12 protein-coding genes and 1 other annotated feature are annotated in these 14,060 nt (G+C 35.7%); of the genes, 10 read left to right on the top strand and 2 right to left on the bottom strand.

What is annotated here, in order from left to right; all coding sequences use genetic code 11:
- The first annotated feature begins 33 nt into the window (after positions 1-33).
- On the top strand, positions 34-846 hold the full coding sequence (gene yidA / locus QM017_RS07200) for a sugar-phosphatase (protein ID WP_282709290.1): 813 nt from the start codon (positions 34-36) through the stop codon (positions 844-846).
- Positions 847-1,023: 177 nt separating this feature from the next.
- Here yidA and pepF read toward each other — a convergent pair whose 3' ends face one another.
- Positions 1,024-2,829, bottom strand: a complete 1,806-nt coding sequence (pepF, locus tag QM017_RS07195) for an oligoendopeptidase F (protein ID WP_282709289.1) — start codon at positions 2,827-2,829, stop codon at positions 1,024-1,026.
- 239 nt (positions 2,830-3,068) lie between these two features.
- Positions 3,069-3,299: a binding site (T-box leader), on the top strand.
- A 56-nt stretch (positions 3,300-3,355) separates the two neighbouring features.
- Between pepF and QM017_RS07190 the strand changes: the two genes are divergently transcribed.
- The 5 genes from QM017_RS07190 to QM017_RS07170 all read left to right on the top strand — a co-directional run bounded on the left by QM017_RS07190 (position 3,356) and on the right by QM017_RS07170 (position 8,026).
- Positions 3,356-4,399 (top strand): ATP-binding cassette domain-containing protein, encoded by a 1,044-nt coding sequence (locus QM017_RS07190; RefSeq protein ID WP_282709288.1) that lies wholly within the window; start codon positions 3,356-3,358, stop codon positions 4,397-4,399.
- Positions 4,392-5,078 (top strand): methionine ABC transporter permease, encoded by a 687-nt coding sequence (locus QM017_RS07185; protein ID WP_282709287.1) that lies wholly within the window; start codon positions 4,392-4,394, stop codon positions 5,076-5,078. Before QM017_RS07190 ends, QM017_RS07185 begins: the two co-directional genes overlap by 8 nt.
- 22 nt (positions 5,079-5,100) lie before the next feature.
- Positions 5,101-5,913, top strand: coding sequence for a MetQ/NlpA family ABC transporter substrate-binding protein (locus QM017_RS07180; RefSeq protein ID WP_282709286.1), 813 nt, complete (start codon positions 5,101-5,103; stop codon positions 5,911-5,913).
- Between the two features lie 178 nt (positions 5,914-6,091).
- Entirely contained in the window at positions 6,092-6,616 is a 525-nt protein-coding gene (locus QM017_RS07175) for a YIP1 family protein (RefSeq protein ID WP_282709285.1), read from the top strand.
- Positions 6,617-6,694: 78 nt separating this feature from the next.
- Entirely contained in the window at positions 6,695-8,026 is a 1,332-nt protein-coding gene (locus QM017_RS07170; RefSeq protein WP_282709284.1) for a hemolysin family protein, read from the top strand.
- 90 nt (positions 8,027-8,116) lie between these two features.
- Here QM017_RS07170 and QM017_RS07165 read toward each other — a convergent pair whose 3' ends face one another.
- Complete coding sequence (locus tag QM017_RS07165; protein WP_282709283.1) at positions 8,117-9,214, bottom strand: endonuclease/exonuclease/phosphatase family protein; 1,098 nt, start codon at positions 9,212-9,214, stop codon at positions 8,117-8,119.
- Positions 9,215-9,432: 218 nt separating this feature from the next.
- On the opposite strand from QM017_RS07165, the gene QM017_RS07160 reads away from it, so the two are divergent.
- The 4 genes from QM017_RS07160 to QM017_RS07145 all read left to right on the top strand — a co-directional run bounded on the left by QM017_RS07160 (position 9,433) and on the right by QM017_RS07145 (position 14,017).
- Positions 9,433-10,329 (top strand): phosphate ABC transporter substrate-binding protein, encoded by an 897-nt coding sequence (locus QM017_RS07160; RefSeq protein WP_282709282.1) that lies wholly within the window; start codon positions 9,433-9,435, stop codon positions 10,327-10,329.
- Positions 10,330-10,707: 378 nt separating this feature from the next.
- On the top strand, positions 10,708-11,397 hold the full coding sequence (locus QM017_RS07155) for a response regulator transcription factor (RefSeq protein ID WP_282709281.1): 690 nt from the start codon (positions 10,708-10,710) through the stop codon (positions 11,395-11,397).
- A gap of 26 nt (positions 11,398-11,423) precedes the next feature.
- Complete coding sequence (locus QM017_RS07150; RefSeq protein ID WP_282709280.1) at positions 11,424-12,581, top strand: ATP-binding protein; 1,158 nt, start codon at positions 11,424-11,426, stop codon at positions 12,579-12,581.
- A gap of 89 nt (positions 12,582-12,670) precedes the next feature.
- Positions 12,671-14,017 carry a serine hydrolase gene (locus tag QM017_RS07145; protein WP_282709279.1) on the top strand — a complete coding sequence of 449 codons (1,347 nt, stop codon included), beginning with the start codon at positions 12,671-12,673 and terminating at the stop codon, positions 14,015-14,017.
- The last annotated feature ends 43 nt before the right edge of the window (positions 14,018-14,060 follow it).

The following is a 14,060-nucleotide window of genomic DNA, read 5'->3' as shown; positions in this document are numbered from 1 at the left end:
AAATAATTGAAAAATAAGTGAGGTAAATTTGTCATGGCAATTAAACTAGTTGCCATCGATATCGATGGTACGTTAGTCGATGATCATAAGCGAATTTCGCTCAAAACTAAAGAAGCAATCAAAAAAGCTAAACAAAAAGGCGTTTATATTGTCTTGTGTACAGGACGTCCGGTTTCTGGGATTCAAGATTATCTAAATGAACTCGAGTTATTAAGTGATGATGATTATGCGATTACATATAATGGGGCTCAAGGTGAAAATATTGGACAAAAAAAGATTGTCTTTGCGAACCTTTTGAGTCAAAGCGATTATCAAGAACTTTTACAAATCAGTAAGCAAGCGCATGTGCGCTCCCAAATTGTAACTGCTGATTCTAAGTTATACACAATCGATGCAAATATTAGTCCATATACCGTGATGGATGCATTTTATACGAAGATGCCCCTTTATTATCGCTCAAGTGAGGAACTTACCTGTACGAACGCAGCTAAGTTTATGTTAGTTGATGAACCAGCTGTGTTAGATGAAGCCATGAAATATTTTGATGCTGAACTTTGTCAAAAGTATTATACGGTTAGAAGTGAGGAATGGTTCTTTGAATTTATGCACAAAAAGGCCAATAAGGGTCAAGCAGTGCTTGAATTAGCCCACAAATTAGGCATCAAAGATTCGCAAATACTAGCTTTAGGCGATCAAAACAATGATTTGACGATGATTGAATTAGCCGGTTTAGGAGTTGCGATGGGCAATGCAAACGAAACGGTTAAAAAAGCTGCCGATGCGATTACTAGTGATAATAATCATGATGGTGTAGCTATGGCCATAGAAAAATATGTGTTAAATTAAAAAAATGAGTGATACGTTGATGTAGCGCAAAGATTAAAGCCCTCTTTACTGGATTTTTCCAGTGATGGGGGTTTTTGATTGGACTTTTAAATCAAAAAAGAGCTAAAAATGTTTACAAAAAATAGGACCGCCCAAAATACTAGCGGTCCTAAAGTTTATAAAAGTCAAATTAAAAAATCATTTAGCGTCGATTTGAGCTGTTAAATCAATGATTTTATCGACAGTCTGATCTAAAAAGGCAATCGTGTTAGCGAGTGGTTCGCTAGTTGAGATATCAACACCAGCTACTAAAGCAGCTTGTAGTGGTGGTTGTTGGTCACCTAGTTTCAAGAAATCTAACCAACGAGCGATTTGTTTAGAACCATTAGCTTGATAACTTAAGAATGCTTGAGTTGCGATGGTTAAACCTGCTGAATAGGTGTAAGAATAAAGTCCCATATAATAATGTGATTGTCGCATCCAAGTCAAAGAAGCATCGTCATCGATTTTGACGGTATCTCCCCAGAAACGCTTGAGCACAGCTTTTTTAAGCTCGCAAAGTTTTGGACCATCAAAGCCTTGCCCTTGATCGATTAGGTTATAAACTTCACGTTGAAAGGCGGCTTCGAGTAAATGAGTGACAAAGTTATGGTAATAGGTATTTGTCAACGTCTTGCAATAAGCATAGCGTTGCATGCGTAAGTCGGTAGTATCTTTGGCTAAGGAATCGGTTAACAATAATTCGTTAAAGGTTGATGGTGCTTCAACTAGATAAGTCGATGGATTGCAGGCTAAAATTGAATTATTAGCCGCCGTCAACAAGGCTTGCCCAGCATGACCTAATTCGTGTAATAAGGTGTAAACATCAGCCATTTCATCGGTCCAAGACATTAAAATATAAGGATGTGTGCCATAAGGATCTGTTTCAAAGCCACCGGTTTCTTTACCAGCATTGCATGCAAAATCAACCCAGCGTTCTTTAAAAGATTGCATGATCATGTCATGATAATCTAAGCCTAAAGGTGCTAAGGCCTTAGATGTATAAGCTGGAGCCTCTTTGAGCGCAACTTTAGGTGCAAAATCAGGATCTAAATCGATTTGTAAATCGGCAAAGGTAATCTCTTTTAAGCCACGCTTTTTAGCGATTAACTTGACGTATTTTTGCATGACGGGTCCTAAACCATCCATGATCATGTCGATTTGACGTGTAAACATTTCACGTGATACTTCTTGTTTATCTAACAAATAATCAAAGACCGAATCATAGCCGCGCAAAGTAGCGATTGTTTTTTCGGTGCTGACGTGATTGTAGTAGTTGGCTGCTATCGTATTTTGATAACGGCGTAAGGTTTTAGAAAATTCTTTAAACGCAGCACGACGCAATTTATGATCAGGGCTGTATTGATAAGTGTTTTCGTATAAGACAAAGGATAATGGATAAGTTTGCTTATCCAATGTGATTGGTTCAAAATCCATATCGGCAGCACGGCAAGTCGTATATAAATTTTCTGGGCCGTTAAGCGTTGGATTAAGCATTGCTAAGGTTTTTTCAACTTCAGGACTAAGGCGATGCTTTTTAGCTTGTTTGAAGTGACGAATAACGCTAGCAAAGCGTGGTTGAGCAGAGCTGACTTCATCTAAAACTTGGTCTGAATTAGCCAAAATTTCGGTTTCTACAAAGGTTAATTCAGAGCTAAGCGTTGCATCGAGTTGACTATAAGTTCGTAAGAGTTGGTTAGCGTTTGGATCGGTCATGTCGACAGCTTGTTGTAAGAAAGCAAAATGCTCGATCCATGAAAGTTTTTGTGTGATTGTTTCAAGGGCATGTAAAGCACTTTGAATGGTAAAAGCATTATTTAATTTGCCTGTAAAATCCTTTTTTAAATTAGCTACGAGTTTTTTGACTAAAACGATGTCTTCTTGCCACTCTTCTTGGCTTTTATAAAGAGCACTGACATCCCAAGTCAATTCTTTAGGAATATCTTTTCTAGCTGGTAATCCCATGAGTAAGCCTCCTTTAGGTTAAATTTCATTTATTATAGCATAACTAACAAAGAATTTTAAAATCATTAAATATTGATTAAAACTATTAAAGATAAAGTTAAACATGAAAAGCTAAAATGTATGAAGCAAGGCTAGAAACATGATTTGTAGATAGTAAACCAAGTTGTGAGAAAAAAATTAAAATAGTAGTTGACAAATGAAAAATTTAAAGTTAATATCGAATCATTAACAAGTTAATATTTTAAACGTTGAAGAGAAGAGTAGTTCGGGCAGTCCATTGACAGAGACCTTCAGTTGCTGAAAAGAAGGATGGAACAAACGAATGAAGATGAGCTCTGAGTTTGATCGACGGTGAAAGCTGGCGGTCCGTAGTTAATACGATATAATTAACGACTTTGTTTGAAGTTGTAGAGGCTGATGGTGTGAATCATTGGCAAAATAAGGTGGTACCGCGAGTTTTCGTCCTTTACTTGGATGGAAACTTTTTTTTTGCAAAAAAATGGGCTAGAAAGAAAGTAGGGTAGCGATGATTGAGTTAAAAAATATTATTAAAAGATTCGAAACTAAAGATGGCACGCTAGAGGCTGTTAAAAATGTTAATTTGACGATTCAAACAGGTGAAGTTTATGGAATTGTCGGCTTTTCTGGGGCTGGGAAAAGTACGTTGGTTCGCATGCTAAATGGTTTAGAAACGCCGACAAGTGGAGAAATTTTAATCGATGGACAACGAATCGACACACTTAAAGGAGCGCAACTAAGAGAAAAGCGTAAAAAAATCGGAATGATTTTCCAACATTTTAACTTGTTATGGTCACGAACCGTTTTAGAAAACATCATGTTTCCGTTAGAACTAAACGGCGTGGCTAAAGAGCAACGAACCAAAAAAGCAAAAGAATTAGCACAATTAGTCGGTTTGGGTGAACGTATGCACGCTTATCCGGCACAATTATCAGGCGGACAAAAGCAAAGGGTAGGGATTGCAAGAGCCTTGGCCAATGATCCAGATATCTTAATTTCAGATGAGGCTACTAGTGCTTTAGATCCACAAACAACCGATGAAGTGTTAGATTTACTAGAAGATATTAATCGCAAGTTAGGTTTGACTATTGTCATCATTACGCATGAGATGCATGTTATTCGCCGTTTGGCAGATAAAGTAGCAGTGATGGAAGCTGGTCAAGTTATTGAACAAGGACCTGTTATTGAAGTTTTCAATCATCCACAACAAGAATTAACCAAGCGTTTTGTTAATGCCGAAGTAGACACTAATCAAAGTGCAGATATAAAAGAAGTGGCTACACAATTGTTAAACAAATATCCTGATGGTATTTTGGTGCAGTTGCGTTTTCATGGCGATCAAGTTCAAATGCCAGTTGTGACAGAAGTTATTCGCGAATTTCCAGAAGTACAATTGAGTATTTTAGAAGGATCGATTCATCAATTAGCTGATAAAAAGGCCACGATTGGAACGTTATTTGTCCAATTATTGGGTCCTAAAAAACAAATTGACGCGGCGTTAGAATTTTTCGCTAACATGCGTGTAGAAACGAAGGTGATTACTCATGAATAGCACAGGATTTGCATCATATTTTCAATTTCAAGAAGTTAACTGGTCAAATATTTTAGCAGCAACTTGGGAAACAATTTGGATGACCGTTTTATCGGTAGTGATTGTAACGATTTTAGGACTATTATTAGGATTGATACTTTATCAAACAAATGGCAGCAAAAAATGGTCAGTTCGTTTGTTAAATATCATAGTTACATTATTCGTTAATGTCTTTCGTTCGATTCCTTTTATCATTTTGATTGTTTTACTTTTACCCGTGACACAAGTTTTAGTTGGGGCAATTACAGGAGCAAAGGCAGCTATTCCATCACTTGTAATCTCAGCTGCACCATTTTATGCTCGCTTGGTTCAAATTGCTTTTAATGAAGTTGATGGTGGGGTATTAGAAGCAGCTCAAGCCATGGGTGCTTCACGTTGGCAATTAGTCTTTAAAGTTTTGATTCCAGAAAGTTTACCTGCATTGGTTTCTGGAATAACCGTAACGGCCATTTCGTTGATTGGCTATACAGCGATGGCTGGGGCAATTGGAGCTGGTGGTTTAGGTCAATTAGCTTATACCGATGGATTTTTGTCTTACAATAATGCAATTACTCTTTGTGCAACGGTGATTATTGTTTTAATTGTCTTTTTATTTCAATTTATTGGGGATACAGTCGTTAAAAAAATCGATAAACGTTAAAAATATATATGAGGTGAAAGTTATGAAAAAATTACATTTTGTAGCAATTACAACTTTAGCAACGGCCGCTTGTTTATTCTTTACAGCTCCAAAAGCTAACGCTGATACGACGCTGACTGTTGGTGCTTCATCAACACCACACGCAAAAATTTTAGAACACATCAAGCCTAAACTAAAAAAACAAGGAATCAACCTTAAAATCAAGGTTTTCGATGATTATATCTTGCCAAACAAGGCTTTAGCTAACAAAGAATTAGATGCTAACTACTTCCAACACACACCATTTTTAGAAGAATGGAATAAGAAAAATGATGGCAACCTGGTAAGTGCTGGTGCAGTTCATCTGGAACCAATCGGTGTTTATTCTAAAGATTATAAGAGTCTAAAGAAGCTACCAAAAAATGCGACAATCTTAGTGTCTAACAGTGTTTCTGATTACGGCCGCGTTTTACAAATTTTCAAAGATGCAGGTTTGATTACATTAAAGAAAGGCACTAACATTGAAACTGCTAATTTTGATGATATTAAGACCAATAAAAAACATCTTAAGTTCAAACATACTTATGAAGCTAAGTTGATGCCTAAACTTTATGAAGCAAATGAAGGTGATGCAACAGTTATTAACGCTAATTATGCTGTACAAGCAGGGTTAAATCCTACTAAAGATGCAATTGCATTAGAAAAAGATACTTCTCCGTATGCTAACATTGTTGCTGTACGTAAGGGCGATGAGAAGAACCCAGCTATTAAAAAGTTGATGAAAGCTCTACGTTCCAAGTCAACACAAGCATGGATCAAAAAAGAATATAAAGGTGCAGTTTTGCCAGTTAAATAATATAGTAAAAAAGAATTGTTTGTGGAAGACACATCCAATTCTTTTTTATTTTTGCTACTAATCCGTAATCTTTTTTTGTTTCAAAAAGCTAGTAAGGAAAATCCCCCTTTTTACTTGAAAAATTTTAGTAAGCATGTTTTGATAGAGATAAATATTTAAAAATGAGGATAGAATTAATATGAAAGAAAAACAAAATTTTTGGCACTCTAATATGTTGGCGTGGCTAACATTTGCAGCTTATTTGATCGTAATGGCCTTGGTGACTGCATTAATCACAGTACGTTTATCACCGGATAAAACATTAGAGCAACAAGCAGTTCAATATTTGGTTGCAGCAATTGGCAGTATTTCAGGTTTGATAGGGACTGCTTTAGGAATTGTTATTTTAGTAGCAATTTTATTTGGGGTGAGTCGTTGGCTAAAACAAGATATGAGCTTTGGAGAAATGTTTCGTATTTATATGATTAGTCGCTTACCAGATGTCTTTTGTCGCTTAGTTTTAATCGTGTTGATTATTTTCTTATTGCCTGCTAAAAGCATCTATATTGGTAATATTTTAATCTTATTGGGTGAAGTTGGGGCGTTACTTTATTTTTATCGTCTAAACACTGCAGAAGAAAAATTAACACCAAAGGCCAATGGAATTTTGAGCAGTATCTTATTTTTAATGATTGTTTTACCTGTTATCAGTTCATTATTTTAAATTGAATTTGTTTTGTATAGTGCAAAAATGATATTATAATTGTATTAGTATGAATATATAGAAATGAGGATTTAATTTATGTCAAATGGCCAGATAGCCACTAATTTGTTGGTAATGCTAATTGTCTTTTATTTTGCTTCGTTTTTTGTTGCCTCAGAATTTGCAATTGTGACCGTGCGTAAGAGTGCGCTTGAAAGTGAATTAGAAAATGGCAATGGTAATGAACGTAAATTACGGTTAGCATTAAAGATGGTCTCTAATATGAATGAGTATCTTTCAACTACTCAAGTAGGTATTTCGCTGACAGGAATTATTTTAGGGTGGATTGGAGCAGATTCATTGACCACTCTTTTTACCGAATTGTTTGGCTTTTTGCCCCTCAACAAAGCAACCGTGATTGCGCTTAGTGCGTTTTTAGGCGTGGCGTTGTTAACCTATCTTGAAGTTGTTGTGACAGAAATCGTTCCTAAAAATATTAGTATTGATATGCCGTTAAAAGTAATGATGTTTGTTGTAACACCGTTGCATTATTTTCATGTGGCATTTTATCCATTCGTATGGTTATTAAATGTTTCGGCTTCGGGCTTGGTTCGTTTGATCGGGTTAAAGCCTGCTGGCGAAGGTGAAGATGTTTTATCGCAAAGTGAAATTTTAAATATTTCCAAAAATGCTGCTATTGGCGGAGCAATCGATAAAGATGATTATGTCTATATGCAACGGGCTTTTGAATTTAATGATAAGGTTGCTAAAGACATTATGGTCGATCGTACAAGCTTAGAAGTTGTGGATGTTACAGATACTGTCAAAGACGTTATTGAACGCTATTTACACCAAAAATTTACACGTTATCCAGTAGTAGCTAACAATGATAAAGATAAGATTTTGGGGTATGTTTACATTTATGACATGATTAAACAAGCTAAAGAAGATCCCAATGTGCGTGTTGCTAAGGTAATGCGTACAATCATCACTGCACCCGAGGTAACACCTATTCATAATTTATTGCAACAAATGATTCAAAGTCATGTCCCAATGGTTGTAGTTTTAGATGAATATGGTGGGACTAGTGGGATTGTGACTGACCGTGATATTTATGAAGAATTGTTTGGAACGGTTAAAGATGAAGCCGATGATGTGTCTCCTGATGATATCATCAAAAATGAAGACGGCACCTTCTTAGTATCAGGAAAAACTACACTATATGATTTTGAGCGTTACTTTAAATTTAAGGCTAAGGATTTTGAAGAATCAGACAGTGTAACAATTGCTGGATACTTACTTGAAAAACATAAGATTAAATTAGGTAAAGTGATTACTATGGGTGATCTTGAAATTACGATTACCGAATTTAATCGTAATTACATCGAGTGGATGCAAGTTAAAATTAAACAGCCAAAAGAAAACGACTAGTAATTAGCATGTGGATGCTAACCAATAAGTCTGAGCTTAATTAAGTAAAAAAGCAAGATTAGACACATTTTTGTATCTAACCTTGCTTTTTTATTTTAAGGTGAATTTTAATTGTACCGGATTATGATCGGAATAAGCATAATTAGTTTGGATATTAGTAGCTGTTGCAGCGACATTATCAGAGACTAAAAAGCCATCGACAACGGTTTGATAAGTTTTATTTGGAGTATAAGCAATGTCTGTTCCACGACAAGTTGGAACTTGATTGGTGTTTTGCGCGCGCACAAAATGAATACCGTTAGTTAAGTCATGATTAGTTAAAACAGACACCCAATCAGGTACTTCTTGTTGATTAGCAAAATGAGTTAGCATATCTTGTCCCAAAGCATGATTAAAATCACCACCAACAATAACGTAATTGCCGGCTTTAACTTCTTGACGCATGACGGAGTTTAATAAGGCAAGCTGCTTAGCGCGCATTTTGCCACCTTTATCGTAAGCAGACATATGACTGTTGATTAAGACAAGTTGTTTATTGTTAGAAACAGGCAAGCGCAACACAACAAAACAACGATCTAAGTCGAAAAACTTACTGATTAGTGCTTGGCTAATTGGATATTTGCGACGAGTCGCAGAATCGATTCGGTAACGGCTCAAACTTAAAAGGCCTGATTGTACGGCGCCATGTGGATCTGTTAAAGGATAAGCCAAAAAGACTGAATGAAAGTTATTAGCAAACACATTAGCATAATTATTAAAGGTATGTGTGATTTGTTTTACTTGGTTAACATGATAGCTACGACTAGAATTTGTATCGACTTCTTGGAAAAACATAAAGTCACTATTGAGTTTTTTGACGGTGTTAATCACACCTGTGGTATTATGTAATACCGTTTCTTTGTCTTTAGCTTTACCGTTTTTACCTTGTGTTTCTGGGCCATCTTTCATCTGGTTTTTATCCATAAAGAAGGTAAAGTCTGGACTATAAGCACCAAAGCCGATGTTGTAAGTACTTAAAGTGTAGGTTTTGTTGGTTTGTAGCTGTTGTTTTTGTGGATTTTTAATGGATAAAGTTTGTTTATCGGCAATCCTGTAGTAATGGATTTGTAAGTAGCAAAAGTATCCAACTAAAGCAATTATGAGTACCGCTACTATCCAAGTTAAAGCATGCAAGCTTTTTTTTAACATATAGTTTCCTCCATTTACAAAGATACTTAGTCATTTTAGCATAAGCTACGCATACAAAAAAGTTGTCACATGAAGAAACGTTACTTTTTCTTTACATTTAAATATTTTATCATTACAATTCCTTTACGCTTTCGATATTTTGCTTTTACATTAAAAGACTATACTTACTAATGTGCTCAGGAGAGTAACGATAATTATAGTTAAGGGGCAACCAAATTATGAAAAAAAATAAATTGTTCGTTTCAGCACTTGTAGCATTGGGTGTTTTTGGCACAGTGTTAACAGGGTGCAGTTCAGATAATAGCAAATCAGCAGATGCAGCTAAAAGTGATTCAGAAAAGATTACTATTGTTGGTTCAACTGCTTTACAACCATTAGTTGAACAAGCTGCTAAAAAATATCAAGAAAGTAACGCAGGTGCAGATATCACTGTGCAAGGTGGCGGTTCTGGTACAGGATTAAGCCAAGTTCAATCAGGTGCAGTTGCAATTGGTAATTCTGATATCTTTGCTGAAGCTCAATCTGGAATTGATGCAGACAAGTTAGTTGATCATAAAGTGGCTGTTGTTGGGATGACACCAGTTGTTAACAAAGACTGTGGTGTCAAGAATGTGACAATGGAACAATTAAGAAAGATTTTTACTGGCGAAATTACCAACTGGAAGGAATTAGGCGGTAAAGATGAAGCAATCTCTGTTGTTAACCGTGCTAAAGGATCTGGTACACGTGCAACCTTTGAAAGTGCCGTATTAAATGGTCAAGAAGCAGTTAAATCGCAAGAACAAGATTCAAACGGAACAGTGCAAAAGATCGTTGCACAAACACCAGGTGCAATCAGTTATTTGGCATTTTCTTATGTTGATGATTCCTTACAAGCATTGTCAATTGATGGTGTTAAACCAACTGATGAAAATGTAGCTTCAAACGCTTGGAAGATTTGGTCATATGAACATATGTATACAAACGGCAAACCAACAGGCGTTGCTAAGAAATTCTTGAAGTATATGCAATCACCAGCTGTACAACGTTCATTAGTTAAAAAACTTGGTTATATCAGTATCAATGATATGAACGTGACAAAAGATGATAAAGGTAATGTAACAGTTAACCAATAAAAGTAAATGATTTGGTCGTCATGCTTGACTTCGCAGCTGAAGTAAGCATCATTTAAAGGCTACTTTCCAATACGTTTTGATTTAGGCAACTCCTATTCCTCTACATTTTCACGACCCTAAATTAAACAGCAAGCAAAGTAGTTGTAAAATGATTTTGATTTCAGGTATCCGACCAAATATTTGAGTCAAAAATACTCAATATAAATAGCTATTAAAAAGGCGACGTCGATAAGGCGTCGTTTTTTTGTAGCTTAAGATTTAAAAAAAACTTATGTTATAACCTTATTGATTGAATAAAACATAAGCTTTAGTTATGATTGAAGAGTAAAACAAAATTGTGTAAAAAGATTAAAATGTATAGTTTTGGAGGATATTAATATGAAGATTTTAGTTGTTGATGATGACAAAGATATTGTTGAATTATTAAGTATTTATATTAAAAATGAAGGTTACGAAGTTGAAAAAGCTTATAATGGTAAGGAAGCCTTGACTAAGTTAAACACTAATCCAGAAATTGCATTGATGATTTTAGATATTATGATGCCACAAATGGATGGTTTACAAGTTGTTCGTGAAATTCGTAAAGACTCACAGATTCCAGTCTTGATGTTGTCTGCTAAGGCCGATGATTTAGACAAGATTCAAGGATTGATTCAAGGGGCTGATGATTATGTGACTAAGCCGTTTAATCCATTAGAAGTCATGGCACGGGTACGTTCATTGTTGCGTCGTTCACAACATGAAGTTAAAAATGAAGAACCTGATCGTATTGAAATTGGGCCACTTGTAATTAAAAAAGATTCTCATGAAGTTGAGACCAGTGAAGGTGTCGCAATCCAATTAACAGCTTTAGAATTTGGAATTTTATATTTGTTGGCTAGTCACCCTAATAGAGTTTTTTCTGCCGATGAAATCTTTGAACGTGTTTGGCAACAAGAATCAGTTGTTTCTGCTAAAACCGTGATGGTACACGTTAGTCACTTACGCGATAAGATTGAAGAAGCTACTAAAGGCGAAAAGGTTATTCAAACTGTATGGGGCGTAGGCTACAAGATTGAATCACGCTAAAATTAAGTCAAAGGGGATCAATTAATTTGAAATTTCAGTTAACTGGACGTGAAAAAAGTGAATTATTTGGTGAAGGTGTAGTAACCGTCATTTTACTATTACTTTTAAACATGTCGATTTATGTGATTTTAAAACAAATCATTGATATTAACCCTTATTTATCGAGTGAAATTTTTCAAATAAAGATGTCACTAACATTTGGGCCGCATAACTTGCAATTATGGAGTTGGGGCTGGTTGTTTATTGTTTTTATGTTAGTTGTTGATATTTTTATTGTGTATTGGCGCTTAATACGACGTTATCGACAAATGCAATTGCGTCATGTTATCGCAGAGTTACATTACATTGCATCCGGACACTTCAGTCATCGGATTCCATTTACACTTTCTGGACAAATGCAACGTGTAGTTGAAAGTGTTAATGCTTTAGTTGACAGTACAATTAATGCAATGGAAGAAGAAAGAAAAATTGAGCGTTCAAAGGATGAATTAATCACCAATGTCAGTCACGACATTAGAACACCGTTAACTTCTATTATTGGTTATTTAGGTTTAATTGAAGACAAACAATATCAAAGCGAAGAAGATTTGCTCAAATACACGCACACTGCATATTTGAAATCTAAACAGATGAAATCTTTAGTAGATGATTTGTTTGAGTACACCAAGGTCAGACAAACAGATGCACCTGTTAATATTTCAACGATTGATATTGGAGCGATGCTTGAACAGTTAGGAGCTAGTTTTGAATTAGAAGCTAGCAAAAAACAGATGCAAATCGAAGTAACTACTCCTAAAGAGCCTTTGTTAATTGAGGCAGATCCAGAAAAATTAGCGCGGGTCTTTAATAATTTAATCTCAAATGGCCTAAAATATGGTAAGGGCGGAAAACATATTTATCTAAAAGCACATTCTCTTGGAGAAAAAGAAGTCGAATTAGTCGTGGCAAATGATGGCGAACCAATTCCTAAAAAAGCGTTAGCCCAAGTTTTTGATCGCTTTTATCGAGTGGAGAGTTCACGTTCTAAAGAAACGGGTGGAACGGGCTTAGGCTTAGCAATCGCCCAAAGCATTGTTGAACTACATCACGGTTATATTTATGTAGAATCAGATGAGTATTTAACAAGTTTTACACTGCGTTTACCAGTTAAACATGCCGATTTTGTTAAACCGCAAAATCCGTAATTTACTTGTTGAAAAGGCTTGAAACATTTAGTTGTTTTGGGTATGCTAGATTAAGAATATTTTATTGATATGGAAGGGAAATCAGCGTGATGAAATTTTTCAAAAAAATGAAAAAGACCACGGCTGCATTTGGAGTAGCACTAGCGTTTGCGGGAACATTTGCTGCAGGAATCGGTGCGTTTAACACAACTAGTGTGGCAGCCGCAGAAATTAAAGATATGGGGACAAGTGAGCTTAACTTAGATGTTAAGGCTGGTTTAGCAGTTGATGCTAAAAGTGGGCAAATTTTATATTCTAAAAATGCCGAACAAGTTTTACCAATTGCATCTTTGTCAAAACTTTTGACGGTTTATTTAGTTTTACAAGCCATTCATGAAGGAAAACTTTCATGGAATCAAAAAATTGTACCAGATGAAGCTTCACAAAAGGTCAGCCAAGATACTAATTTATCAAATGTTCCTTTAAAAGAAGGGCATGCGTATACTGTTAAAGCTTTATACCAAGCGACCTTGATTTATTCTGCTAATGGTGCAGCAATGGCTTTAGGTAATGCTGTGGCAGGTAGTCACAAAGGCTTTATCGACATGATGAGAAAACAAGCCCAAAAATTTGGAATCAACGATGCTAAGATTTATACAGCTAATGGTTTATCCAGTAGTGAAGTCGGCGATGCCAAGTATCCTGGTGCACCAGATAATGCTGAAAATGAATTTTCTGCTAAAGATATGGCAATCATTGCGCAACGATTACTAAAAGATTATCCAGAAGTCTTAGATACAACTAAGATTACGCGCATGAAATTTGATAATGGTACTGATCAAACCGAGATGGAAAATTGGAATTGGATGTTGAAAGGCTTGGCTAAGTCATATACGGAACTTCCTGTTGACGGTTTGAAGACGGGTACTTCTGATTCTGCAGGTGCATGTTTTGTGGCGACTGTTAAAAAAGATGGGCATCGAATCATCACAGTTGTTTTAGGTGCAAAGCATACTAGTCAAGAAGATTTATCACGTTTTGAAGAAACCCAAAAATTAATGTCTTATGTCTTTAACAATTACAATTACACAACACTTAAAGCCGGGATGACATTTAAAGGAGCAGACAGTTTACCTGTTCACGACGGTAAAGAATTAACGACTAAAGTAGCCTTGAAAGATAACCAAGATGTTTGGTTGAAAAATGGTGTACAAACAACAGCAATCAAAGCAAGTGTAAAAGCTGATAAGAAGCTTTACGAAAAAGATGGTTTACAAGCACCATTAAGCAAAGGGCAAAGCGTAGGGACCTTGGCATTAAGCATCAAAGGCCAAGATTTAGCTTACCTCGATGGGGCGACAAGTTTAAATGTCAAAGCTAAGACGACAAGCGAAGTTAAGAAAGCTAACATTTTTGTAATTGGTTGGCGAGCTGTTAAAGGCTTGTTTAATAAATAAGAGTTAAAAAACTACAATTAATAAAGACCTCTTTACTGGGATT

The organism is Ligilactobacillus sp. Marseille-Q7487 (genome assembly GCF_949152225.1).
Lineage (GTDB): Bacteria > Bacillota > Bacilli > Lactobacillales > Lactobacillaceae > Ligilactobacillus.
Note: the sequence above shows the minus strand (reverse complement) of the source record. Positions and strands in the feature narration are given on the sequence as shown.